Source organism: Aeromonas enterica (assembly GCF_054052465.1).
This window is the reverse complement of the sequence record NZ_JBSTYL010000009.1, coordinates 75,982-98,516: the sequence shown is the minus strand read 5'-3', so window position 1 is coordinate 98,516 and position 22,535 is coordinate 75,982. Positions and strand designations below refer to the sequence as shown.

Annotated in this window: 21 protein-coding genes, 1 tRNA gene and 1 pseudogene; 16 read left to right on the top strand and 7 right to left on the bottom strand. The window is 60.9% G+C overall.

The window, feature by feature from the left end; translation table 11 throughout:
- Positions 1–26 precede the first annotated feature (26 nt).
- The 8 genes and pseudogenes from ACW5XD_RS11955 to ACW5XD_RS11920 all read left to right on the top strand — a co-directional run.
- The gene (locus ACW5XD_RS11955) at positions 27–1,037 is read left to right on the top strand and encodes a thiamine pyrophosphate-dependent dehydrogenase E1 component subunit alpha (protein WP_456495070.1); all 1,011 of its coding nucleotides are present in this window, start codon (positions 27–29) and stop codon (positions 1,035–1,037) included.
- Positions 1,038–1,046: 9 nt separating this feature from the next.
- Positions 1,047–2,090, top strand: coding sequence for an alpha-ketoacid dehydrogenase subunit beta (locus ACW5XD_RS11950; protein ID WP_456495069.1), 1,044 nt, complete (start codon positions 1,047–1,049; stop codon positions 2,088–2,090).
- Positions 2,091–2,100: 10 nt separating this feature from the next.
- The gene (locus ACW5XD_RS11945) at positions 2,101–2,349 is read left to right on the top strand and encodes a lipoyl domain-containing protein (protein WP_456495068.1); all 249 of its coding nucleotides are present in this window, start codon (positions 2,101–2,103) and stop codon (positions 2,347–2,349) included.
- Positions 2,349–3,047, top strand: coding sequence for a 2-oxo acid dehydrogenase subunit E2 (locus ACW5XD_RS11940; protein WP_456495067.1), 699 nt, complete (start codon positions 2,349–2,351; stop codon positions 3,045–3,047). Before ACW5XD_RS11945 ends, ACW5XD_RS11940 begins: the two co-directional genes overlap by 1 nt.
- A gap of 32 nt (positions 3,048–3,079) precedes the next feature.
- On the top strand, positions 3,080–3,796 hold the full coding sequence (locus ACW5XD_RS11935; RefSeq protein ID WP_456495066.1) for a lipoyl protein ligase domain-containing protein: 717 nt from the start codon (positions 3,080–3,082) through the stop codon (positions 3,794–3,796).
- Positions 3,793–4,872, top strand: coding sequence for a zinc-binding dehydrogenase (locus ACW5XD_RS11930; RefSeq protein ID WP_456495065.1), 1,080 nt, complete (start codon positions 3,793–3,795; stop codon positions 4,870–4,872). Before ACW5XD_RS11935 ends, ACW5XD_RS11930 begins: the two co-directional genes overlap by 4 nt.
- Positions 4,873–4,959: 87 nt before the next feature.
- Positions 4,960–5,766: a hypothetical protein gene (locus ACW5XD_RS11925; protein ID WP_456495064.1), complete on the top strand. Its 807-nt coding sequence runs from the start codon at positions 4,960–4,962 to the stop codon at positions 5,764–5,766.
- A pseudogene (locus ACW5XD_RS11920) lies at positions 5,745–5,990 on the top strand (IS3 family transposase); the annotation flags it as partial. The gene ACW5XD_RS11925 and the pseudogene ACW5XD_RS11920, both read left to right, overlap by 22 nt.
- A gap of 71 nt (positions 5,991–6,061) precedes the next feature.
- Here ACW5XD_RS11920 and ACW5XD_RS11915 read toward each other — a convergent pair.
- Positions 6,062–6,147, bottom strand: a tRNA-Leu gene (locus ACW5XD_RS11915).
- 143 nt (positions 6,148–6,290) lie between these two features.
- Between ACW5XD_RS11915 and ACW5XD_RS11910 the strand changes: the two genes are divergently transcribed.
- On the top strand, positions 6,291–6,812 hold the full coding sequence (locus ACW5XD_RS11910; RefSeq protein WP_456495063.1) for an RDD family protein: 522 nt from the start codon (positions 6,291–6,293) through the stop codon (positions 6,810–6,812).
- A 68-nt stretch (positions 6,813–6,880) separates the two neighbouring features.
- Here the strand turns inward: ACW5XD_RS11910 and lptG are convergent, their stop codons facing one another.
- Both lptG and lptF read right to left on the bottom strand, forming a co-directional pair.
- Positions 6,881–7,951 carry an LPS export ABC transporter permease LptG gene (gene lptG, locus ACW5XD_RS11905; RefSeq protein ID WP_456495062.1) on the bottom strand — a complete coding sequence of 357 codons (1,071 nt, stop codon included), beginning with the start codon at positions 7,949–7,951 and terminating at the stop codon, positions 6,881–6,883.
- 25 nt (positions 7,952–7,976) lie between these two features.
- Positions 7,977–9,089 (bottom strand): LPS export ABC transporter permease LptF, encoded by a 1,113-nt coding sequence (gene lptF, locus ACW5XD_RS11900; protein ID WP_456495061.1) that lies wholly within the window; start codon positions 9,087–9,089, stop codon positions 7,977–7,979.
- Positions 9,090–9,261: 172 nt separating this feature from the next.
- Here lptF and pepA point away from each other — a divergent pair, with 172 nt between their 5' ends.
- The 7 genes from pepA (at position 9,262) to ACW5XD_RS11865 (ending at position 18,771) form a co-directional block, all read left to right on the top strand.
- The gene (pepA, locus tag ACW5XD_RS11895) at positions 9,262–10,770 is read left to right on the top strand and encodes a leucyl aminopeptidase (protein WP_042866538.1); all 1,509 of its coding nucleotides are present in this window, start codon (positions 9,262–9,264) and stop codon (positions 10,768–10,770) included.
- 163 nt (positions 10,771–10,933) lie between these two features.
- The gene (locus tag ACW5XD_RS11890) at positions 10,934–11,389 is read left to right on the top strand and encodes a DNA polymerase III subunit chi (RefSeq protein ID WP_456495060.1); all 456 of its coding nucleotides are present in this window, start codon (positions 10,934–10,936) and stop codon (positions 11,387–11,389) included.
- A 65-nt stretch (positions 11,390–11,454) separates the two neighbouring features.
- Positions 11,455–14,319, top strand: a complete 2,865-nt coding sequence (locus ACW5XD_RS11885) for a valine--tRNA ligase (protein ID WP_456495059.1) — start codon at positions 11,455–11,457, stop codon at positions 14,317–14,319.
- A 186-nt stretch (positions 14,320–14,505) separates the two neighbouring features.
- A complete protein-coding gene (locus tag ACW5XD_RS11880; protein ID WP_456495058.1) occupies positions 14,506–15,798 on the top strand; it encodes a hemolysin family protein in 1,293 nt (430 codons plus the stop codon).
- Between the two features lie 21 nt (positions 15,799–15,819).
- On the top strand, positions 15,820–16,485 hold the full coding sequence (locus ACW5XD_RS11875; protein ID WP_456495057.1) for a DedA family protein: 666 nt from the start codon (positions 15,820–15,822) through the stop codon (positions 16,483–16,485).
- 139 nt (positions 16,486–16,624) lie between these two features.
- Entirely contained in the window at positions 16,625–17,452 is an 828-nt protein-coding gene (pbpG, locus tag ACW5XD_RS11870) for a D-alanyl-D-alanine endopeptidase (protein WP_456495056.1), read from the top strand.
- Positions 17,453–17,808: 356 nt separating this feature from the next.
- Positions 17,809–18,771 carry an IS1595 family transposase gene (locus ACW5XD_RS11865; RefSeq protein WP_456495055.1) on the top strand — a complete coding sequence of 321 codons (963 nt, stop codon included), beginning with the start codon at positions 17,809–17,811 and terminating at the stop codon, positions 18,769–18,771.
- A gap of 47 nt (positions 18,772–18,818) precedes the next feature.
- Here ACW5XD_RS11865 and ACW5XD_RS11860 read toward each other — a convergent pair whose 3' ends face one another.
- The 4 genes from ACW5XD_RS11860 to ACW5XD_RS11845 form a co-directional block, all read right to left on the bottom strand.
- On the bottom strand, positions 18,819–19,679 hold the full coding sequence (locus tag ACW5XD_RS11860; protein WP_456495054.1) for an SIS domain-containing protein: 861 nt from the start codon (positions 19,677–19,679) through the stop codon (positions 18,819–18,821).
- Between the two features lie 31 nt (positions 19,680–19,710).
- Positions 19,711–21,159 (bottom strand): metalloprotease TldD, encoded by a 1,449-nt coding sequence (gene tldD, locus ACW5XD_RS11855; protein ID WP_456495053.1) that lies wholly within the window; start codon positions 21,157–21,159, stop codon positions 19,711–19,713.
- 207 nt (positions 21,160–21,366) lie between these two features.
- Entirely contained in the window at positions 21,367–22,188 is an 822-nt protein-coding gene (locus tag ACW5XD_RS11850) for a carbon-nitrogen hydrolase family protein (RefSeq protein WP_456495052.1), read from the bottom strand.
- A gap of 26 nt (positions 22,189–22,214) precedes the next feature.
- Positions 22,215–22,535 (bottom strand): Dabb family protein, encoded by a 321-nt coding sequence (locus tag ACW5XD_RS11845; protein ID WP_456495051.1) that lies wholly within the window; start codon positions 22,533–22,535, stop codon positions 22,215–22,217.

The following is a 22,535-nucleotide window of genomic DNA, read 5'->3' as shown; positions in this document are numbered from 1 at the left end:
CAGCCCAAACCTGAAGGAGATTTTTTATGCACCCGACTCATGAGCAGCTGCAGTGGATGTACCAACGCATGCTGCTGATCCGCGAGTACGAAGACACCCTGGCGCTGGTGTATTTCGAAGGCAAGCTACCGCCCGCTATCCAGAAAGGCCTGGCCTTCGATATCGGCGCCGGCAGCATTCCCGGCGAGATGCACCTGTCCGCTGGCCAGGAGGCCGCGGCCGCGGCTGTCTGTGTGCATTTGCACCAGGCGGACTCGGTGTGGGGCACCCACCGGGCACACCACTTTGCCATCGCCAAGGGCGTGTCGCTGGAACGCATGACGGCGGAGATCTTCGGCAAGATCGATGGCCTGTGTCGGGGCAAGGGCGGGCATATGCACCTCTACGATACCGAGCATAACTTTGCCTGCAACGGCATAGTCGGCGCCGGCATTCCCCATGCCGTGGGAGCCGCCCTGGCGGCGCAGTTACAAGGCACTGGCGCGATAGCCGTGGCCGAATTTGGCGACGGCGCAGCCAACCAGGGCTCGTTCCACGAATCGCTGAACCTCGCCAGCCTGTGGCGGCTGCCGGTGGTGTTCGTCTGCCAGGACAACAACTACGGCATCTCGGTGAGCAAGCAGGCCTCCACTTCGGTGGCCAGCAACGTTGAGCGCGCCGCCGGTTACGGCATGCCGGGCATCCAGGTGACGGAGAACGACGCCGTGGCCATGTTCGCCGCCGCAGGCACCGCCATCGCGCGGGCGCGCCGTGGCGAGGGTCCGACGCTGATCGAGATGCAGGTAGACCGTTATTACGGTCACTTCCAGGGCGATCCCGAGGGTTACCGGCCCAAGGGCGAGGTGCGCAACCTCAAGCAGCGCGACCCGATCCTGCGCCTGGAGCGTCAGTTGCTGGAGCAGGGCCTGCTTGATGAGACGGCGGTCAAGACCGCCCGCGAACAGGCCAAGCGGCAGGTCGCAGATGCCATTGCCTTCGCCCGCGCCAGCGCCTATCCCGAGGTCACCGAGGCCTTCCAGCATGTCTTTGCAGAGTGAGAACCGCCCATGATCCAATCAACCACCACGGCTGAAATCCGCAAGTTGCCGTTCTATGCAGCCATGGTCGAAGCCATCCGCCAGGAAATGCAGCGCGACAGTTCGGTGTTCTGCCTGGGCGAGGACGTCGGCCAGATCGGCGGGGTCTTCCAGTCCACCGTCGGCCTGTTCAAGGAGTTCGGCGCCGAACGCGTGCGCGACACGCCGATCTCGGAAACCGCCATTCTCGGTACGGCGCTCGGCGCCGCAGCGCAGGGCATGCGGCCGATCGCCGAGCTGATGTTCGTCGACTTCATGGGCGTGTGCTTCGACCAGATCCTCAACAATATTGCCAAGACCACCTATATGTCCGGTGGCGCGGTCAAGTTGCCGCTGGTGATCACTGCCTCCACCGGCGGCGGCATCTGCGACGCGGCGCAGCACTCGCAGACCCTGCACGGCTACTTCGCTCACACCCCTGGAATCAAAGTGGTGATGCCATCCAACCCCCATGACGCCAAGGGTCTGATGACTACGGCGATCCGCGACGACAGCCCGGTGGTCTACCTGTTCCACCGCGGCCTGCTCGGTCTGCCGGTGATGGGGTATAGCGACGCCAAGTTCGCCGAGGAGGTGCCGGAGGAGAGCTACAGCATCCCGTTCGGCCAGGCGCGCCGCGTCTGCGAGGGCAGCGACGTGACCATCGTCGCCTTCTCCCAGATGGTGCCCAAGGCCCTGCTCGCCGCGCGCGAGCTGCTGACTCAGGGCATCAGCGTTGAACTCCTCGATCCGCGCACCCTGGTACCACTGGACATGGAGGCGATTCTGGTCTCGGTGGCCAAGACTGGGCGCCTGCTGGTGGTCGATGAGGACTACCTTAGCTTCGGCGTCACCGGCGAGATCATCGCGCGGGTGGCCGAGCAACTCGACCGCCTCAAGCTGAAGGCACCGCCGCGGCGTCTGGCCATTCCCGACGTATCCATCCCCTACAGCCCGGCCCTGGAAAGCGCCGTGATCCCGCAGAGCCGGCACATAGTCGCGGCGGTGGAAGAGCTGATGACCCTTAACCTGTGAGAGCCAAAACATGATCCATATCCAACTGCAAGATGACGCCTGGGAAGACCTCGAAATCGGTACCGAGGCATTGCTCGATGAATGGCACGTAAAGACCGGCGATACGGTCGAAGCCGGTCAGTTGCTGGCCAGCGTGATGGTCATCAAAAGCAGCTTCGAGGTACTGGCCCCGGCGGCAGGGACCGTCAGCAAATTGCTGGTGGCTGCTCAGGACAACTTCACCCGTGACCAGCCGCTGGCCGAACTAGAGGAGGCTTGATGGACGCCATGAGCCAGCAGCAGAGTTCAGACGAACGCACGATCGTGCCCGTGACCGGTCTGCGCGGCATCATTGCGCGCAGCATGAGCCAGTCTTGGCAGGCGCCGCGGGTGGCACTTGGCCTGGAGCTGGAGATGGGCCCGTTGTTGGCTAGGGCCCAGGCTTTGAGCGCCGCAGAGGGCGTCAAGATCACCCCCACTGTGCTGCTGCTGGCCGCGTTGGCGCAGACCCTCAAGGCCCATCCACGGCTAAACGCGTTGCTGACCGACAAGGGTATCGAGGAGGTACAGGCGGTCAATCTGACGGTCGCGGTGCATACCGAGAAGGGCCTGTTGACCCCGGTGATCCGCGATGCAGGGCAGAAGTCGGTGGTGCAGCTGGCGGCCGAGCTGGGCGAGCTGGCATCCCGCGCGCGGGACGGCAAGTTGCCGCCCGCGGCCTATCAGAAGGGCACCTTCACCCTGAGCAACCTGGCCGCTGCCGGGATTGACTGGGTAACACCTATCATCAACGCGCCTCAGGTCGGCATCCTCGGCGTCGGCCGCACCCGCGACGCCGTGGTGGTACGCGATGGCACCCCAGCGGTGGCTCAGGTCGCCACACTCACCCTGGTGTTCGATCATCGCGCGGTGGATGGCTATCCAGCCAGCCTGTTCCTGCGCGATCTTGGCGCCTGCCTGATGGCGGCGCAGTTTTGATATCGCTGCCGCTCGACCGCATGGACGGAGATTTGTCGCCGTTCGCGCGGCTGGAGTGCGCACACGCCGAGCAAGCCTGGATCGCTGAACAGCTGACGACCGGGCTCGACGTGCCGCAGCTGGCGCTGGTGGAATACTTCCGACCGGCGCTGATCTACGGTCGCCGCGGCGGTGATAGAGAGGCAGCGCGGCGGCGTGCCGATGAACTCGACTACGACCTGTTGCGACGCCGCAGTGGTGGTGGCGCTGTGCTGGCCGGGCCCTGGTTGTTGGGCGTTAACCTGTTGTTGCCGACAGCCCATGGGCTGGCGCAACTCAGCCCGGTGGAGAGTTTCCGCTGGTTCGGCCGCTGCTGGCAGCAGGTCTTGCGCGAGCAGGGCCGTGCCAGCCAGCTGGCCGATGCCGCCAGTATCGCCGCGCACAATGCGGCGGCGCAGGCGGCCGCGCTGGACTGGATCTGCTTCGCCGGTCTTGGCCATGGAGAACTGCTCGATACGCAGGGGCGCAAGTTGCTCGGTCTGGCCCAGTATAGGAGTCGCTTGGGGGTGCTGCTGAGCGCAGGCTTGCTGATCGCACCGACCCCCTGGGAAGACTTGGAGTGGATTCACACAGGTTGCAACACCGGGCATTCGACCATGCATCAACAGGCCTCGGCTGGGTTGCCCGGCCTGAGTCTGGACAAGCTCTACCTGAGCCTGTCGGCAGTGCTGTCACCTTTTATCAGCAAACAACAAGCGAGGCTCACATGAAAGCAGTCGTTATGCGGCAACACAAACTGGCGGTCGCGCAAGTCGCCGATCCTGTCCCGGGGCAAGGCGAGGTGCTGGTCAAAACCCTGGCCTGCGGCATATGCGGCTCCGACCTGCACATGTTCCACCATTGCGAGCACATACTCGGCAATTTCAAGCACGCCGGCATCCCGATCGATTTCGATCCAAACCAGGGCGTGGTGTTCGGTCATGAGTACTGCGCGGAAATTCTCGATCACGGACCCGGCAGCGAGAAGAAGTTCAAGGTCGGCACCCGCGTCTGTTCGCTGCCGCATGTGGTGACGCCGACCAGTTTTGACCATGTCGGCTACTCCAACCGCTATCCAGGTGGTTTCGGCGAGCGCATGGTGCTGTCGGAAATGATGCTGGTGCCTGTGCCGGGCGATCTGCCGTCTGATATCGCCGCACTCACCGAGCCGTTGGCCATTGCCACCCATGCGGTGGGCCGCGCCCGGTTGAGCGGCGACGAGGTGCCAATCGTGATCGGCTGCGGCCCCATCGGATTGGCTGTTATCGTCGCGCTCAAGGCGCGAGGTATAGGCCCGATAGTGGCCGCCGATTTCTCTGCCAAGCGCCGCGCCTTGGCGGAAACACTCGGTGCTGATCTGGTGGTTAACCCGGCTGAACAATCACCTTACCAGTCCTGGGTCGAGCTGGCAGCACCGGCCGGCTACGACATCCGCAGCCCCTTCTCGCTATTTGGTATCGGCCCACAGCCCCGGCCGTGCGTGGTGTTCGAATGCGTCGGGATGCCAGGGTTGATCCAACAGGTGCTGCTGGGCGCGCCGCCGCGCTCGCGGCTGATCGTGGTCGGGGTGTGCATGCAAGCCGACAGCCTCGAGCCGATTCTGGGCATCAGCAAAGAACTGAATGTGCACTTCGCCTTCGGTTACAGCGGGGAGGAGTTCGCCCAGACCCTGTTCGCGCTGGCCGACGGCAAGCTCGATGCGACGCCCATGATCACCGGTCACGTGCCGTTGGAAGGGGTCGAGCAAGCCTTCGAGGCGCTCAGCCAGCCAGACGAACACGCCAAGATCATGATCACCTTCGACTGAACAATGGCGGCGGCCGAGGCTTGGCCAAGCCTGGGCAATGAACTAATCAGTGCCCGCTGAACGGGCACACAGTGCAATGAGGTGTGAATGATGAATACCCAAGATTGGCAGATTTGCCCGGTGACTATGCATGATCTGGATCTATCCAAGGATAAGCTGCACTTGCAGTGGGATCAGCTGCATCGCGGCAATCGCGAGCCGTTTCCCACGGATGAACGACTGCAGGCGGCTTGGCGCCAGTATCACCTGGGCAACTTTGCCCAGGCCGTCAATATCGGCCTCGAGCTGGGGGGACCAGGGGTTGTGCCGGCGGCCTTTGCCGCGACCATTTATGCGCAGTACGTGGAGCAGGACGAGAAACGCAAGATCGCGCTGTTCAAGCAGGTCATCGCACTCTGCGAGGAAGCTGAGAAGGGCGGGCTGACAACGCCTAATCTGCACTACATCTATGCCGTCGCCATGGGCCGCTACAGCTTGTTCATTTCCATGGTCGAGGCCCTGGCGCAAGGCTTCGGCGGGCGTATCAAGGAGCAGGTAGAGATGTGCCTGGCCCTCGACCCACAGCATTCCGAGGCACATGTGACCTATGGCGGCTGGCATGCAGCCATCACCGATCAGGCCGGCGCACTGATGGGCCGTATGCTCTATGGGGCGACACAGGACGGCGCCCATGAACACTATGATGAAGCCGTCAGACTAGCACCAGACTCAGTCGTCACTCACATCGAGTATGCTCGGGGCCTGGAAACCATGTATGGCAACAGTGAGCCGGGCATCATCGAAAAGCTGGAGACAGCTCTGCAGTTGGTGGCCGTCGATGCGATGCAGCGTCTGGACCAGGAGGCTGCGCGCCAACTGCTCGCCAGGAGCAAAACAGCCACGACAATGCGGTAACCGAAAGCTTTTTCCCGTTTCTCAAGCGGGAGCGGATAAAACGAAAGAGTTGCCCGAGCAGAGACGAAGCGCGCAGCGACGTGTTCGATTACATCGAGATGTTTTACAACCCGAATAGGCGACAAGGTGCCGATGACGGACTGTCGCCGGTAGAGTTTGAAAAGCAGTTTCTTTCTCAACAACCGAGTGTCGAGAAAAGTTGGGGCGATTCACCGTCTACATAAGACTGCCGCCACTTGGTGGCAGAAAAACAAAAGGCCATCCGTTAGGATGGCCTTAAGTCATTGAATTCTAATGGTGCCCGGGGTCGGACTCGAACCGACACGATTATTCATCGGCGGATTTTGAATCCGCTGCGTCTACCGATTTCGCCACCCGGGCAACTGCGAGGGATTATACGAATGGCGCGATGCCATGCAAGGTGTTTTTCTCGTGCACCCGCTCGTTTGCTCATTTATTCAACGCCTTGCCGATACGGGGTCAGTTACATAGAATGCCCGCATCATATTAATGGAATAAGAACGATGGCCAAGCGTAAACCAGTCCAACCCACATCCACCTCTCCCACCACCCCTCACAACCCTTCGGCAGGCCTGTTGCGCCGACTCGGCGCCCTGCTCTATGACTATCTGGTAGTCATCTCCTTGCTGATCATCGCCGGCTTCATCGGGATGGGGGTGGCACATCTGCTGCTGGCAACTGGCGCGGCCACCCTTCCGGAAGGCAAAGATGCCTCTTGGTTGCTGACCAGCCCGATTTACAGTGCCTGGCTCGCCTTCATCATCTGTGGTTTTTACACCTGGTTCTGGACCCGTGCCGGTCAGACCATAGGCATGCGCGCCTGGCGCCTGCGCATCCAGAACACGGATGGCAGCAACATCCGCATCACCCAGGCCCTGATCCGGCTGGCGACGGCAGCATTTGGTCTTGGCAACCTGATGTGTCTGTTCAACCGCAAGGCACCGCGTGCCTTTCAGGACATCTGGGCCGAATGTGAAGTAGTGGTGCTGAGCAAACAGGAAAATCTGGAAATGTTGAACAAGTAACATCTACCATGCGCAACAAAAAGGGCACCCTGCGAGGTGCCCTTTTGCTGACTGGGAATATATACCCGTTACTGTTTACGACTGAGAATATAGAACGATATGCCGCCAAACAGCAGGCTGGGAGCGATGGCGGCCAGGATAGGCGGCACCGCATACACCAGGCTGATGGGGCCGAACACCCGATCGCTCACGTAGACGGCGAAACCGGTCATGATCCCCATCAGCATCCGCGCGCCCATGCTCACCGAACGCAGCGGGCCGAAGATAAAAGAGGAGGCCAGCAATATCATGGCCACCACGGAGAGCGGCGACAGCAGCTTGCGCCACATCTCCAGCTTGTACCGCCCGGCATCCTGCTTGTTGGCATCCAGATAGCCGATGTAGTCGAGCAGCCCGGCCACCGGCAGGTTTTCAGGATCGATACTCACCACCCCCAGTTGCTTGGGGGTGAGCTCTGAGGTCCATTCCATCTGGGCCTGCGTCTCACTCTGGATCTGCTTGGGATCGTCAAAGCGGGTGACCAGGATCTGCTTGAGCAGCCAGTGGTGCTGTTCAAACACGCCTTCCTGCGCCTGGAGGATATCAATCAGCTTGCGCTCCGGGGTGAAGCGATAGAGGGTGATGCCGGTCAGGGCGCCGTCGTTGCGCACCCCGTTGATGTTGACAAAGTTGTTGCCATCGCGCGCCCAGACCCCGTAAGCCGAGACCGTCAACCGCCCTTCCGACAGGGCCCCCGCCTTGACGTCGTCCGCCATCCGCTTGGCGATGGGCGCCACATACTCCCCCATCAAGCCCACCAGTATCATCAAAGGGATAGCTGTCTTGAGCGCCGCCATCACTATGCTGAGCTTGGAGCGACCCGCCGCCTGCATCACCACCAGCTCCGAGCTGGTCGCCAGCTGGCCCAGCCCTATGAGCCCACCCAGCAGGGCGGCCAGCGGGAAAAACTGAACAGCCTCCTTGGGCATGGAGAGCAGGACGTAATAGAGCGCATTGATCATGTCGTAGTTGCCTTCCCCCACGGATCTGAGCTGCTCCACGTACTTGATGAGCGCAGCCAATCCGACCAGGGTCAGTTCACACAACAGGATCGACATGAAAATGACCCTGCCGATATATCTATCGAGAATGCCAAACATCAGCCGAGATTCCTAAGTTGCAGCATCATGCTGATTTTCTTTTGAAATAGAGAGTCTTGATCCCGTTCCACCAGCTGGTGCCCTGCAGGTTGAGCGGCAGACCGATCAACAGCAGATAGGCCAGCGGTACCAGGAACATCCCTGGCCAATGGGGCAGCCGGCCGCTGTCGATGGCAGAGCGGGCGGCACTGAGCAACAGGAAGTAAGAGAGATAGAGCAAGATGGCTGGCAGCAGCTTGGCGTAGCGCCCTTGGCGAGGGTTGACCCTGGCCAGCGGCACCACCAGGAAGGTAAGCACCAGGATCGAGAGCGGCAACGACACGCGCCACTGCAGTTCGGCCATCAGCTGGTTGTCCTGGGTGCCCAGCAACTCCATCGTCGGCTTGGCGGCCGCCTTGCGGCTGGAGCGCTCCATTTCCTGCTGGCGGATCACCAGGCTGTACTCGTCAAATTCGGAGATCTGGAACTGCTTGCTGCTGAAGTGACCCTCGTAGCGGGAACCATCCTTCAGGGTCAGCCACTGCAGGCCGTTCTCATCGACCGTCACCACCCCCTCCGTCGCCACCACCACCGAGGGCGGCTTGCCCTCCTGGGCGCGTTGCAGCACAAAGATCTTCTGCAGCCTGGAACCCTTGTCGTTCAGATCCTGGATATAGGCGACCAGACGCCCCTTGTCGAGCTCCATGAAACGCCCTGCCTGCAGAAAGGAGATGCCCGGATCGGCCTTGAACTCATCGATCACCTGATACTCACTCTCCTTGGCCTGAGGAGCGATCCAGCCGGTATTGAAAGCGGCGACGGCCGCGGTCAGCAATGCCAGCACCATGGCGCTGCGCATCACGAAACGGTGACTGAAGCCCACCGCATGCATCACAGTCATCTCACTTTCGGCATACAGGCGACCGTGAGCAAACAAGATGGCTAAAAACAGGCTGATGGGCAGCATCAACAGCGCCATATTGGGCAGGTTGAGCAGCAACAGGGTGGAGACCAGGCGCGTTGGCACCTCACCATCGGCGGCATCACCGATGATCTGGATAAATTGTTGGCTGACAAAGATAAGCAGCAGCACGAACAACACTGCCAGCTGGGTTTTCAGGGTTTCCCTGAACAAATATCGGAAAACGATCACAGTCATTCCCAAGTAAACTTGTGTTTTTAGTCGAATGCCTGAAAAATAGGGCCGTATATTGGATTTTTACCAGTTTGAACTGCGGAGCCTATGGCTGTTCGCTCCGCCTCTGATACCCCAACAAGCACCGCATTATTCAATAAAAGGTGCCTTTTGTCTTTAGGATGTAGGAGATTCCATGGAGTTCAGTGTAAAGAGTGGCAGTCCTGAGAAGCAACGCAGCGCCTGCGTCGTGGTCGGCGTATTCGAGCCGCGTCGCCTCTCTCCGGTTGCCGAACAACTGGACAAGATCAGCGATGGCTACATCAGTTCGCTGCTGCGCCGTGGCGACCTGGAAGGGAAACCAGGCCAGATGCTGTTGCTGCATCAAGTACCGGGCGTGCTCAGCGAGCGCGTATTGCTGGTTGGTTGCGGCAAGGAGCGGGAACTCGACGAACGCCAGTACAAGCAGATCATCAACAAGACCATCACCACCCTCAACGAGACGGGTTCCATGGAAGCGGTCTGCTTCCTGACCGAACTGCACGTCAAGGGTCGGGATACCTATTGGAAGGTGCGCCAGGCGGTGGAAACCACCAAGGCGGGCCTCTACAGCTTCGATCAATTCAAGACCAACAAGGCCGAGCCGCGCCGTCCGCTGCGCAAGCTGGTGTTCAACGTGCCGACGCGTCGGGAACTGACCATTGGTGAAAAAGCCATCTCCCACGGTCTGGCCGTGGCGAAAGGGGTGCGGGTCTGTCGCGACGTGGCCAACATGCCGCCCAACGTCTGCAACCCGGCCTATCTGGCCTCCCAGGCCCGTCGTCTGGCCGATGCCTTCGACAACATCACCACCAAGGTGATCGGTGAGCAGGAGATGGCCGAGCTCGGTATGAACTCCTATCTGGCGGTGGCCCGCGGCTCCGAGAATGAAGCCATGATGGCCATCATCGAATACAAGGGCAACGCCGATGCCAAGCCCATAGTGCTGGTCGGCAAGGGTCTGACCTTCGATTCGGGCGGTATCTCCATCAAGCCGGCCGAAGGCATGGACGAGATGAAGTACGACATGGGTGGCGCCGCCTCCGTGCTCGGCACCATGCACGCCCTGGCCCAGTTGCAACTGCCCATCAACGTCATTGGCGTGCTGGCCGGTTGCGAGAACATGCCGGGTGGCAACGCCTATCGCCCGGGTGACATCCTCACCTCCATGTCCGGCCAGACCATTGAAGTGCTGAACACGGATGCGGAAGGCCGTCTGGTATTGTGCGATGCGCTCACCTATGTGGATCGTTACGATCCAGAGACCGTCATCGACGTGGCCACCCTGACCGGGGCCTGCATCATAGCGCTGGGCCACCACACCACGGGGCTGCTGGCCAACCACAACCCGCTGGCCCACGAGCTGCTCAACGCCTCCGAACAGGCTGGCGATCGCGCCTGGCGCCTGCCACTGTTCGACGAGTATCAGGAACAGCTGGAGAGCCCGTTTGCCGACATGGCCAACATTGGTGGTCGTCCGGCTGGCACCATCACTGCTGCCGCCTTCCTGTCGCGCTTCACCAAGAAGTACAACTGGGCCCACCTGGATATCGCCGGGACCGCCTGGAAGAGTGGCAAGGATAAAGGCTCCACCGGTCGTCCGGTTCCCCTGCTGACCCAGTTCCTGCTGAACCGGGCCGGCGTGGATATCGAAGAGAAGGAGTAACTCCCCTGCCCCTTCCGATGAATGCATCGGAAGCGCGGGAGTTGCCCAGTACCACAAGGAAGAGGCCCGCCTCTTCCTTGTTTCATTGAGTGCTGGCAGGAAAACACCCCTGCCAACCCTCACTGGCGGTCAATAGTCCGTCACCGCAAACGGGATCAACCTGATGAGCCAAGTGACCTTTTACCTGATGAGCGAGCCGGATGACGCGCAGGCTACCGCCGTCGAGCGGCTCGCCTGCCAGCTCGCGGCAGAGTCGTGGGGCGCGGGCCATCTCTACCTGCTGTGCGACGATGAGGCCCAGGCCATGCGCCTGGACGAGCTGCTGTGGCAATTGCCGCCAGAGCGTTTCGTGCCGCACCAGCTGCAGGGCGAGAGCGGTCAGGCGCCGGTGGAGATAGGCCATCAGCCGCCGAAGCGGCGCTATGCCCGTCTCATCAATCTGGCCAGACAGACACCTTTGTTTGCAGGACACTTCGCTCAAGTGGTAGATTTTGTCCCCACTGACGAAACGCAAAAGCAGCAAGCCCGCGAGCGCTACAAGCACTATCGCCAGGCAGGCCATGCCCTCGAGATGAGGGATCAGCCCGTCCTTGCCGCACCGGATCCGGCGCAGCCCTGACTGCACCACCCTCGATCCACGACGAATCAACACCAGACTCCATCCATCCAGAATACGGCGAGACCATGGAAAAGACTTTTAATCACAACGCCATCGAACAGGCGCTCTATCAGCACTGGGAAGCCCAGGGTTACTTCAAGCCCCACGGCGATACCAGCAAAGACTCCTTCTGCATCATGATCCCGCCGCCAAACGTCACCGGCAGCCTGCACATGGGTCACGCCTTCCAGCAAACCCTGATGGATACCCTGATCCGCTACAACCGCATGCAGGGCAAGAACACCCTGTGGCAGGCGGGCACCGACCACGCCGGTATCGCCACCCAGATGGTGGTGGAGCGCAAGATCGCCGCCGAAGAGGGTAAGACCCGTCACGACTACGGCCGTGATGCCTTCATCGACAAGATCTGGCAGTGGAAGGAAGAGTCCGGCGGCACCATCACCCGTCAGATGCGCCGTCTCGGCGACTCGGTGGACTGGGAGCGCGAGCGCTTCACCATGGATGAGGGTCTCTCGAGCGCCGTGCAGGAAGTGTTCGTCCGTCTCTATGAAGATGGCCTGATGTACCGCGGCAAGCGTCTGGTGAACTGGGATCCCAAGCTCAACACCGCCATCTCCGATCTGGAAGTGGAAAACCGCGAGATCAAGGGCCACATGTGGCACCTTCGCTATCCGCTGGCCAACGGCGCCAAGACAGCCGAAGGCAAGGATCACCTGATCGTCGCCACCACTCGTCCGGAAACCATGCTGGGCGATACCGCCGTCGCAGTGAACCCGGAAGATCCCCGTTACAAGGCGCTGATCGGCCAGCACATACTGCTGCCGCTGGTGAACCGTCTGATCCCCATAGTCGCCGACGAACACGCCGACATGGAGAAAGGCACCGGTTGCGTGAAGATCACCCCGGCCCACGACTTCAACGATAACGAAGTGGGCAAGCGCCACAACCTGCCGATGATCAACATCTTCACCCTGGACGCCCACGTGCGCGCCGAGGCCGAAGTGGTCGACACCAACGGCAACCCCAGCACCGCCTACGACGCCGCCCTGCCGACCGAGTTTGCCGGTATGGAGCGCTTCGTCGCCCGCAAGGCGATTGTCGCCAAGCTGGACGAGCTGGGCCTCCTGGCCGAAATCAAGGATCACGTGCTGCAGCAGCCCTACGGCGATCGCGGCGGCGTGCCCATCGAGCCCATGCTGACCGACCAGTGGTACGTGCGCGTGGCCCCCATGGCCAAGACCGCCATCGAAGCGGTGGAAGATGGCCGCATCCAGTTCGTGCCCAAGCAGTACGAAAACATGTACTTCTCCTGGATGCGCGACATTCAGGACTGGTGCGTCTCCCGTCAGCTGTGGTGGGGTCACCGCATCCCGGCATGGTATGACGACGCCGGCAATGTCTTTGTCGGCCGTGACGAGGCGGAAGTGCGCGCCAAGCACAGTATCCCGTCCGTAACCGTGCTGCGTCAGGACGAAGACGTGCTCGACACCTGGTTCAGCTCCGCCCTGTGGACCTTCTCCACCCTGGGCTGGCCGAACAACACCGAAGCGCTCAAGACCTTCCACCCGACCGACGTGCTGATGAGCGGCTTCGACATCATCTTCTTCTGGATTGCCCGGATGATCATGATGACCATGCACTTCATCAAGGACGAAAACGGCCAGCCGCAGGTCCCGTTCAAGACCGTCTACATCACCGGCCTCATTCGTGACGAAGAAGGCCAGAAGATGTCCAAGTCCAAGGGCAACGTGCTGGATCCGCTCGACATGATCGACGGCATCTCGCTGGAAGATCTGATGGAGAAGCGCACCGGCAACATGATGCAGCCGCAGATGGCCGAGAAGATCGGCAAGCGTACCGCCAAGCAGTTCCCGGAAGGGATCGAGGCGCACGGCACCGACGCCCTGCGCTTCACCCTGGCGGCGCTGGCCTCCACCGGTCGTGACATCAACTGGGACATGAAACGCCTGGATGGCTACAACAACTTCTGCAACAAGTTGTGGAACGCCTCCCGCTATGTGCTGATGAACACCGAAGATCAGGATTGCGGCTTCTCTTCACAAGGGAATGGCGGCGAGATGCAGTTCAGCCTGGCGGATCGCTGGATCCAGTCCCAGCTGCAAGTTGCCATCCGCGACTTCCGCACCGCGCTCGATACCTACCGCTTCGATATCGCCGCCGGCGTGCTGTACGAGTTTATCTGGAACCAGTTCTGCGACTGGTATCTGGAGCTGACCAAGCCGGTACTGGGCAAGGGTTCCGAGGCCGAGCAGCGTGCCACCCGTCACACCTTGGTGACCGTGCTGGAAACCCTGCTGCGTCTGGCGCACCCGATCATCCCCTTCATCACCGAAACCATCTGGAAATCGGTGGCGCCGCTGACCGGCGTACACGCCGACACCATCATGCTGCAGGCCTTCCCCGAGTTCGATGCCGCCAAGGTAGACGATGCCGCCATGGCGGATCAGGAGTGGGTGAAGGAGTTCATCGTCGGCATTCGCAACATCCGCGCCGAGATGAACGTGGCGCCGAGCGTGGCCCTGAACGTGCTGCTCAAATGCGATGCCAAGGATACCCGCCGCGCCGGTGACAACGAGGCTTTCCTCAAGTCGCTGGCCCGTCTGGAATCCATCCGCGTGCTGGCGGACGGTGAAGTGGCTCCCCTGTCGGTGAAGAAGCTGATCGGTGCCACCGAGCTGATGATCCCGATGGCCGGTCTCATTGACAAGGATGCCGAACTGGCCCGTTTGGCCAAGGAAGTGGCCAAACTGGTCGGCGAATGCGCCCGCATCGAAGGCAAGCTCGGCAACGAGGCCTTCGTGGCCAAGGCGCCGGAAGCCGTCATCGCCAAGGAGCGCGAAAAACTGGAAGAGTACCTCGCCCAGCTGGTGACCCTCGAGACCCAGCAGGCCGAGATCGCCGCCCTGTAAGGCAGTTTCACGCCTGAAAAAGCCCCCTCCCGCAGGGGGCTTTTTGTTGCCATAAATCCCTTCTCACGGCCTTTCTTCGCCACGCTGTACAAAATTAGCGAGCCAAATCACCTGCTTTCACAAGCGCATCGCCCCCAAATTCATTACACTGCCAGCGATCTTTTCTACTCGGAGTGCTGTTGCAGTATGGAAATATTGATCCTGTTTGGATTGATTTTGCTTAATGGCGTCTTTGCCATGTCGGAAATCGCCATCGTTACCGCACGCAAGGCCCGCCTCAGCAAGATGGCGAGCGAAGGCAGCCGCTCAGCCGCCATTGCCCTCAAACTGAGCGAAGATCCAACCCATTTCCTCTCCGCCGTCCAGATCGGCATCACCAGTATCGGTCTGCTCAACGGTATCTACGGCGAATCGCTGCTGGCCCAACCGCTGTCCCTCTGGCTGCAGGAGTGGGGCATGGCCGCCAAGAGCAGCAGCCTGCTCGCCACCGTGCTGGTCATCGTCGTGGTCACCTACCTCTCCATCGTCGTCGGCGAACTGGTGCCCAAGCGCCTCGGCCAGCTCAGCGCCGAGCGCATCGCCTGTCTGGTGGCCCGCCCCATGCTGTGGCTGGCGGCCATCACCCGCCCCTTCGTCTGGCTGCTGTCAGCTTCCACCAAGGCCAGCCTGCGCATACTGCGCGTCAGGCAGGATGGCGGAGCCAACGTGACCCAGGAGGAGATCCACGCCATGCTGGTGGAGGGCTCCGAAGCCGGGATCATCGAAGACCACGAACACACTATGTTGCGCAACGTGTTTCGGCTCGACGAGCGCAGCCTCTCCTCGCTGATGGTGCCACGCAGCGACATCCGCTATCTGGATCTCGCCCTGCCGCTGGAGGTGAACCTGCAACGGCTGGTGGAGTATCGCCACAGCTTCTTCCCGGTCTGCGATGGCAGCCTCTCCGATCTGGTGGGCATACTCAACGTCAACAAGGTGCTGCACGCCTACATCAAGGGGGAACCCATCGATCTGGCGGCCCTGACCCAGGATGGCAGCCTGTTGCCGGAGACCCTCAATGGCCTGGAGTTGCTCAATCACTTCCGCGCCCACTCCGAGCACATGGTGCTGGTGGTGGACGAATACGGCGAGCTGCAGGGATTGGTCACCCAGCAGGATCTGCTGGAGACCCTGGCAGGTGACTTCCAGCAGGATAACAGCGATGACAACTGGGCCTTCCAGCGCACCGACGGCAGCTGGCTGCTCGACGGCCTCATTCCGTTGCCGGAGTTGAAGGATTGTCTGGGACTGGTTCGGCTACCGGAAGAAGAAAAACATCACTATCACACCCTCGGAGGGCTTATCATGCTGCTCCTTGGCCGTGTTCCTCAGACCGGAGATCTGGTGACTCTGGAGCAGTGGCAACTGGAAATTGTCGACATGGATGGTCTGCGCATCGACAAGGTGCTTGCCATGCCCTTGATCGATCAACCCAGCTAATTTTAAGCGGAGCTTGTGAGTATGGAGCAGTTTTACCAACTGGCTCACGCCTTTATGCATCAGGATCTGACGACTCTGTCCGATCCCAAGATGGCCTTCATGGTCTGCGGCGTGTTGCTAACTTTTCTTGTGCTGGAGAATGGGTTCATCCCCACCGCCTTCCTGCCCGGCGATAGCCTGCTCATCCTGACGGGCGTGCTCATCTATCAGGACGTGCTCCCCCTTGGCATAGTGCCACTGCTGATCCTGGCCACCTTCGTCGGCACCTGGTTCGGCTATATGCAGGGACGTTTCCTCGGCCATACCCGCATGTACCATCGCCTGATGTCCCACATGGACGACAAGCACAAGGATAAGGTCTTCTACCTGCTCAACAAATACGGCATCCTGACCCTGATCACTGCCCGCTACATTGCTTTCGTACGCACCGTCTACCCCTATATCGTCGGGGCAACCGAGATCCCGCAGGGGCGCTTCCTCATCGTCAATCTGGTCAGCTCCATCATGTGGGTCACCCCGCTGGTGAGCCTGGGGTACTACCTGAGCCACACCAAGCTGGCGGCCCAGTACGAGTCACAGTTCCTCAGCATCATTCTCTACCTGCCGCTGGTACTGCTGGTCGGTGGTATTGTCGCCCTCATCTGGCGCTGGCTGAGCAAACGCAAAGCCGTCACCCCACGGAATTGAGACAAATGGAAAGGGCCATCGCAGGATGGCCCTTTTTTTAGCTAAATAATGGCGAATTATCCCCTGCTGCTCTTGTAAAGCAGGGGTAAAAATGAGTGAATCTAGCGCCTTTTTTTTCGACGTGAACGGAGTCGGTAGTATGCGGTGTCGGGTTAGCGCAATGGCGCTGGTATATGCATTGGTTGGACTGCTGGGCTTGCCAGCAGCATTGGCTGCCCCCAACCCGGCCAAACTGCAGTTGCAATCGAGTAGCGCACTGGTCATGGACGTCAATACAGGCAAGACCCTGTATCAGAAGAATGCCAGCCAGGTCCGGCCAATAGCCTCGATCACCAAGCTGATGACGGCGCTGGTGGTACTGGATGCTCGCCAGGATCTCAAGCAGACCCTGACCATAGATCAGAATGACAGGGATGCCATCAAGCACACCTATTCCCGGGTACGCATGGGCACAAAAGTAACACGCCGCGATGCGCTGCACCTGGCACTGATGTCCTCCGAAAACCGGATGGCCTCGGCTCTGGCGCGCCATTATCCCGGTGGACGTCCCGCCTTCATCCGCGCCATGAACAACAAGGCCAAGCAGCTTGGCATGCGTAACAGCCGTTTCTACGACTCCACCGGCCTGTCGACGCGCAACGTCTCGACCGCCCAAGATCTGGCCAAGCTCATCTCTGCCGCCTATCGCCAGCCACTGATCCGTGAGTTCACTCAGGACACCAACAAAGAGATGCGGTTCAGCGCTCCCGCCTACAGTCTGATGTTCAACAATACCAACCCACTGGTGAAAAACCCGGACTGGGATGTGCGCCTCTCCAAAACGGGTTTCACCGACGAGGCCGGCCGCTGCCTGCTGATGCGCGCCAAGCCGGACAGCCGTGAGCTGGCCATAGTGCTGCTCAACTCGGTGGGCAAGCGCACCCCGATCGGCGATGCCAACCGTATTCGCAAGTGGCTGAAAAGCTGAATCTCTCATCAGGAATTGAAAAAAGGATGCCGCGGCATCCTTTTTTATTGTCCGTAGATCCGCACCTCGCCTTCACATACCTCTCGATGCGCCATCAGCGCACCTCAGGACGTAGCCAAGGCTTGGGGCCGACTCGGATTGCTACCTGGTAATAAAATGCCGTATGGCGCGATAGGGCAAAGAATTCAGAGAGAGTGAGAGACGATCAACAGGACATAAGAGGAAATGCCTGGCGGTACCCTGCAACGGCGTGTCGATATATGCAATGTCGGATCCGGCCCATAAAAAAGGCTCTGTCCCAATTACGTGTTGAAAAGCTAATCTTGAAGTAGGCCATCTCCTTGAGGTCTACCATCATGGATACCCCTGCCTTTCAACACCTGTTGTCCCTCTTTCCCCAGTTAACCCTGCGCCAGCGCCGTGTTGCCCAGCAGGAGCTCACGGCGCCACACGCCATTACCTCGCTCAATACCCAGCTACCGGCATGCAGCGGTTGCCCGCATTGTCAGGCAGAACCCGCTCAGCTGGCCCCCTGGGGCTGGAGTCGGGGACTGCGCCGCTACCGTTGCAAACTGTGTCTGCGCACCAGCACCGTGCTCACCAAGACGCCCCTGGCCCGGTTGCGCAAAGCCCAGTGCTGGGAAGACTATGCGCAAGCCCTCATCGAAGGACTAACCGTCCGCCAGGCAGCTATGCGTTGCGGGGTCAGCAAAAACACCGCCTTCCTCTGGCGTCATCGCTTCTTGCGGGCGATGGCAGGCCATCAAGCCACACGGGAAGAGGGCATCGTTGAGGTCGATGAGACCTTCTTCCTCGAGTCGTTCAAGGGGCAACGGGGGCTGTCGCGTCCGGCGCGCCGTCGCGGGGGTAAAGGGCGAACCCGTGGAACCGGGCCGGATTACATTCCAGTGATGGTGGTGCAAGATCGGGCAGGCCACCATGCAGATTTTCAGCTGGAGCAGATGAATGCCAAGACGGTGATAGCGGTCTTGAAGCCGCTGGTGTCACCGGAAGCGGTGCTGTGTAGCGATGGTGCGGGTGTGTATGCCAGTTTCAGCCAAGCGCAGGGCGTGACCCATCAGGTGGTGCACAATCGTCAGGGCGAGCGTGTGGTCGGTGCGTATCACATCCAGCACGTAAACGGGTATCACCATCGGTTGAAAGCGTGGATGGATCGATTTCATGGTGTGGCGACCCATTACCTGAAGAACTACCTGGGTTGGCGCAGGATGCTGGAGCGTTACGGAAGGGGTGTGAATATCAAAGCGTGTTTGCATGAGGCGCTGGGGCACCCCATGCAACACGTAATTGGGACATAGCCTTTTTTATGGGCTGCCTCTCTGCGTTTGTTTCAGCCAGGCCGGATTCACTCCTTGTTGAGCCGGTCGATGGCACCGCGTGTGCCGTCGATCAGCGCCCAGGCCTCGTCACGGCGCTGCACCAAGCCGAGGAACAGGATGTCGGTGATGGTGTTCTGAGCTGTACGCGACGAGATGGAGGAGATGCGCAACTCGTTCTCGTCGGCTACCGTGTCCAGCACCAGATCCGCCATCTGCCGCAGCTGGGTGCTGCGAAACGAGGTGACCGCGACCAAGGTGGCGCCGTTGCGCTTGGCCAGTTCAGCCGCCGCCAGCACGTCCCGGCTGACACCGGAATAGGAGACCACTAACTGGACGTCTCCCGGCCTCAAGGTCTGGGCGATGGAGATCTGGACATGGCTATCCTGGGCGAACAGGGTGGTAACCCCGATCTTGAGCAGTTTGTACCAGAGATCCTTGGCGGTCAGTGCCGAGCCGCCGATCCCCACCAGCTGTACTCGGCCAGCCTGGTTGATGACGTCCAGCACCCGCTCCAGAGTGGCGTTGTCGAGCGCCTGGGTGGTCTCCACGATGGAGTTGATCTTCTCCTGGGCCAGCTTCTTGGCCATGGTTTCCAGATCGTCATCCCGGCCAATGCCGTTGTAGAGATGCCCAACATTGTCGGTCTTGATGGCGTGTTTGCGCCCCAGATCCTCGCTGACCGCCAGCTTGAAGGCAGTGAAGCCTTTGAACCCGATCTTCTGGGTGAACTTCACTATGCTCGACTGGCTGACGTCAGCTTGCTGGGCCAGCTCCTGGGAGGAGAAGTGGGTCACCTGCTCCGGGCAGGTCAGGATGTAATCGGCGATCTTGATCTCGCTGGGGGAGAGCTGGCTCCTGATATTGGAAATTTTCGACAGGGTAAGCATGGGTTCTCTCTGCTGCTTGTTCTGCGGCCCCTTACTGGGTGCCGCCCACGGTGAGCTGGTCCAGCTTGAGGGTGGGCTGGCCGACCCCGACGGGAATGCTCTGCCCCTCCTTGCCGCAGACACCGACACCGCGATCGAGCTGAAGATCGCGCCCTACCATGGAGACCTGGCTCATGGCCTCCGGGCCATTGCCGATCAGGGTCGCGCCCTTGATGGGGGTGGTGATCTTGCCATCCTCGATGAGGTAGGCCTCGGAGGCGGAGAAGACGAACTTGCCGGAGGTGATATCCACCTGGCCGCCACCGAAGTTGGGGGCATAGATGCCCTTCTTCACCGAGGCGATGATCTCTGCCGGATCGTACTGACCCGCCAGCATGTAGGTGTTGGTCATGCGCGGCATCGGCAGGGCTGCGTAGGATTCGCGGCGACCGTTGCCGGTGAGCGGCACCCCCATCAAGCGGGCATTCTGCTTGTCCTGCAGATAGCCCTTGAGAATGCCGTTCTCGATCAGCACGTTGTAGCCACCCGGCGTCCCTTCGTCATCTATGCTGACGGAGCCGCGCCGACCCGGCAGGGTGCCGTCATCAACGATGGTGCAGTGCTTGGAGGCGACCTGTTCGCCGATGCGACCGGCAAAGGCGGATGAGCCCTTGCGGTTGAAGTCCCCTTCCAGACCGTGGCCCACGGCCTCGTGCAGCAGCACGCCTGGCCAGCCGGCACCGAGCACCACCGGCATGGTGCCGGCCGGCGCGTCTATGGCCTCAAGGTTGACCAGCGCCTGACGCACCGCCTCGCGCACATAGCCGAAGGCCCGGCTCTCCAGCCCGTCCAGCTCCAGGAAGTAATCATAGCCACAGCGACCACCACCGCCGGCACTGCCGCGCTCGCGGCGCTCCCCCTTCTCGGCGATGACGGTCACCGACAGCCGAACCAGCGGGCGCACGTCGGCGGCCAGGGTGCCATCGGTGGCGGCCACCAGTATCTCTTCGTAGACGCCGCTGATGGAAGCCATCACCTGATTGATGGCGGGATCCAGGCTGCGGGCAAACTTGTCCATCTGCTCCAGCAGGGCGATCTTCTGGTGCTTGTCGAGGGTCTGCAGGGGATCCAGCGCCGGATAGAGCAGGTTGGCGGAGGTTCTGGCCCATGCCTTCACCTTGCCCTGTGCCCCGGCGGCGGCGATGCCGCGGGCGGCGGTCACCGACTGTTGTAGCGCCAGCAGGCTCAGTTCATCCGAGTAGGCAAAGCCGGTCTTCTCGCCGCTGACGGCGCGTACCCCGACCCCCTGGTCGATGTTGTAACTGCCATCCTTGACGATGCCGTCCTCCAGCATCCAGGACTCGTGCCAGCTGCGCTGGAAATAGAGGTCACCGAACTCCACCTGATGGCTCATCAGGCTGCCGAGCAACTGCTGCAGCCGCCCTTCGTCGAGGTCGTTCGGGGCCAACAGGGAGGCACTAACCTGGCTCAATAGACTCAATCTTCTTCTCCACTCTCGTAACGAGATGTTTTAACCGTTTGTCGACTCGCAGGGTCGGTTGGCCGCATGGCGGCATCATCGAATGGCTGCGAATCCAATTGCATAGGGTTTGCATCACGGCCGACCCGGTTTGCCCCATCGATCCGACAACAGCCGGATCCGGTTCAACACAGGTCAGCGGCGGTATTTCAATTCACCACCATACAGTCAAAGCAGACGGGCATGGTTCAGCACCGGCATAGTGCGCTTCAATTCATCAACAAGCCCGGCATCCAGCTGTGCCAGCACGGTGGCGCGGCCCGACGGCTGGCATGCCAGCACCCGGCCCCAGGGGTCGATCACCATGCTGTGGCCCCAGGTCTGGCGCCCCGTCTCGTGGGTACCGCCCTGATTGGCGGCCACCACGTAACACTGGTTCTCGATGGCGCGGGCACGCAGCAGCGGCTCCCAGTGCGCCTCGCCGGTCACGGCGGTGAAGGCGGCAGGCACCAGCAGCACGCGGGCGCCGGAGCGGGCCAGCCGGCGATAAAGCTCGGGAAAGCGCAGATCATAACAGATAGAAAGCCCGAGGGGACCAAACGGGGAGTCCACCAGCACAGGTTCATCCCCGGGGCTGAAGGTCTCGGACTCCCGATACCGGCCCTGATTGTCCGCCACGTCCACATCGAACAGGTGGATCTTGTGGTAGTGGCCCCTGAGCTCACCGCTGGGGTCGAACACCAGGGTACTGGTGTGGATATGGTCGGAACCGGCGATCGTAGTAGGCATGGCCCCCGCCACCAGCCAGATGCCGTAATCACGGGCCCACTCAGCCAGTTGCTGCTGGATCGGCGCGGCTCCGCTCAGATCGGGGCCTATGGTCTCGGCCCCGTCCAGATAGCCCTGCCGCTCGCCAAACAGGGCGAAGTTCTCCGGCAGCAGCACCAGCAGCGGCCGCTCACTCGGCAGCATTGCCAGCTCGGCGGCGATCTGCTCCCGGTTATCCTGCCAGCGACGGCCGGACACCAGTTGTATTGCGGCTAACCACATGACTCTCTCCTTGGTCGCTCAGGCTGTCAGACAGTGACAGCATCCCCCGCTTGCAGGGTGTAATCCAGCACTATGATGCGATCCAGCACGGGACGAAAGAGGGCCTTGAGGGCGTCGTGATCAGGATGGGGAAGATAACGCTGGCGGGCCGCCTCGTCGGCAAAGGTCATCAGTACACTGTGGGTAAAGCCCTCGGCCCGCCCCTCCGGACTGTCATTCTGGCCCCATTCCACGGCCAGTACGCCGCTGACCTGCTGCGGAATGGCGAGAAAGGCCGCCCTGACGACCGCGATATCGTCGGGGCTGACCTCGTCCTTGAAGGTGATCAGCAGAATATGTCGGCTCAT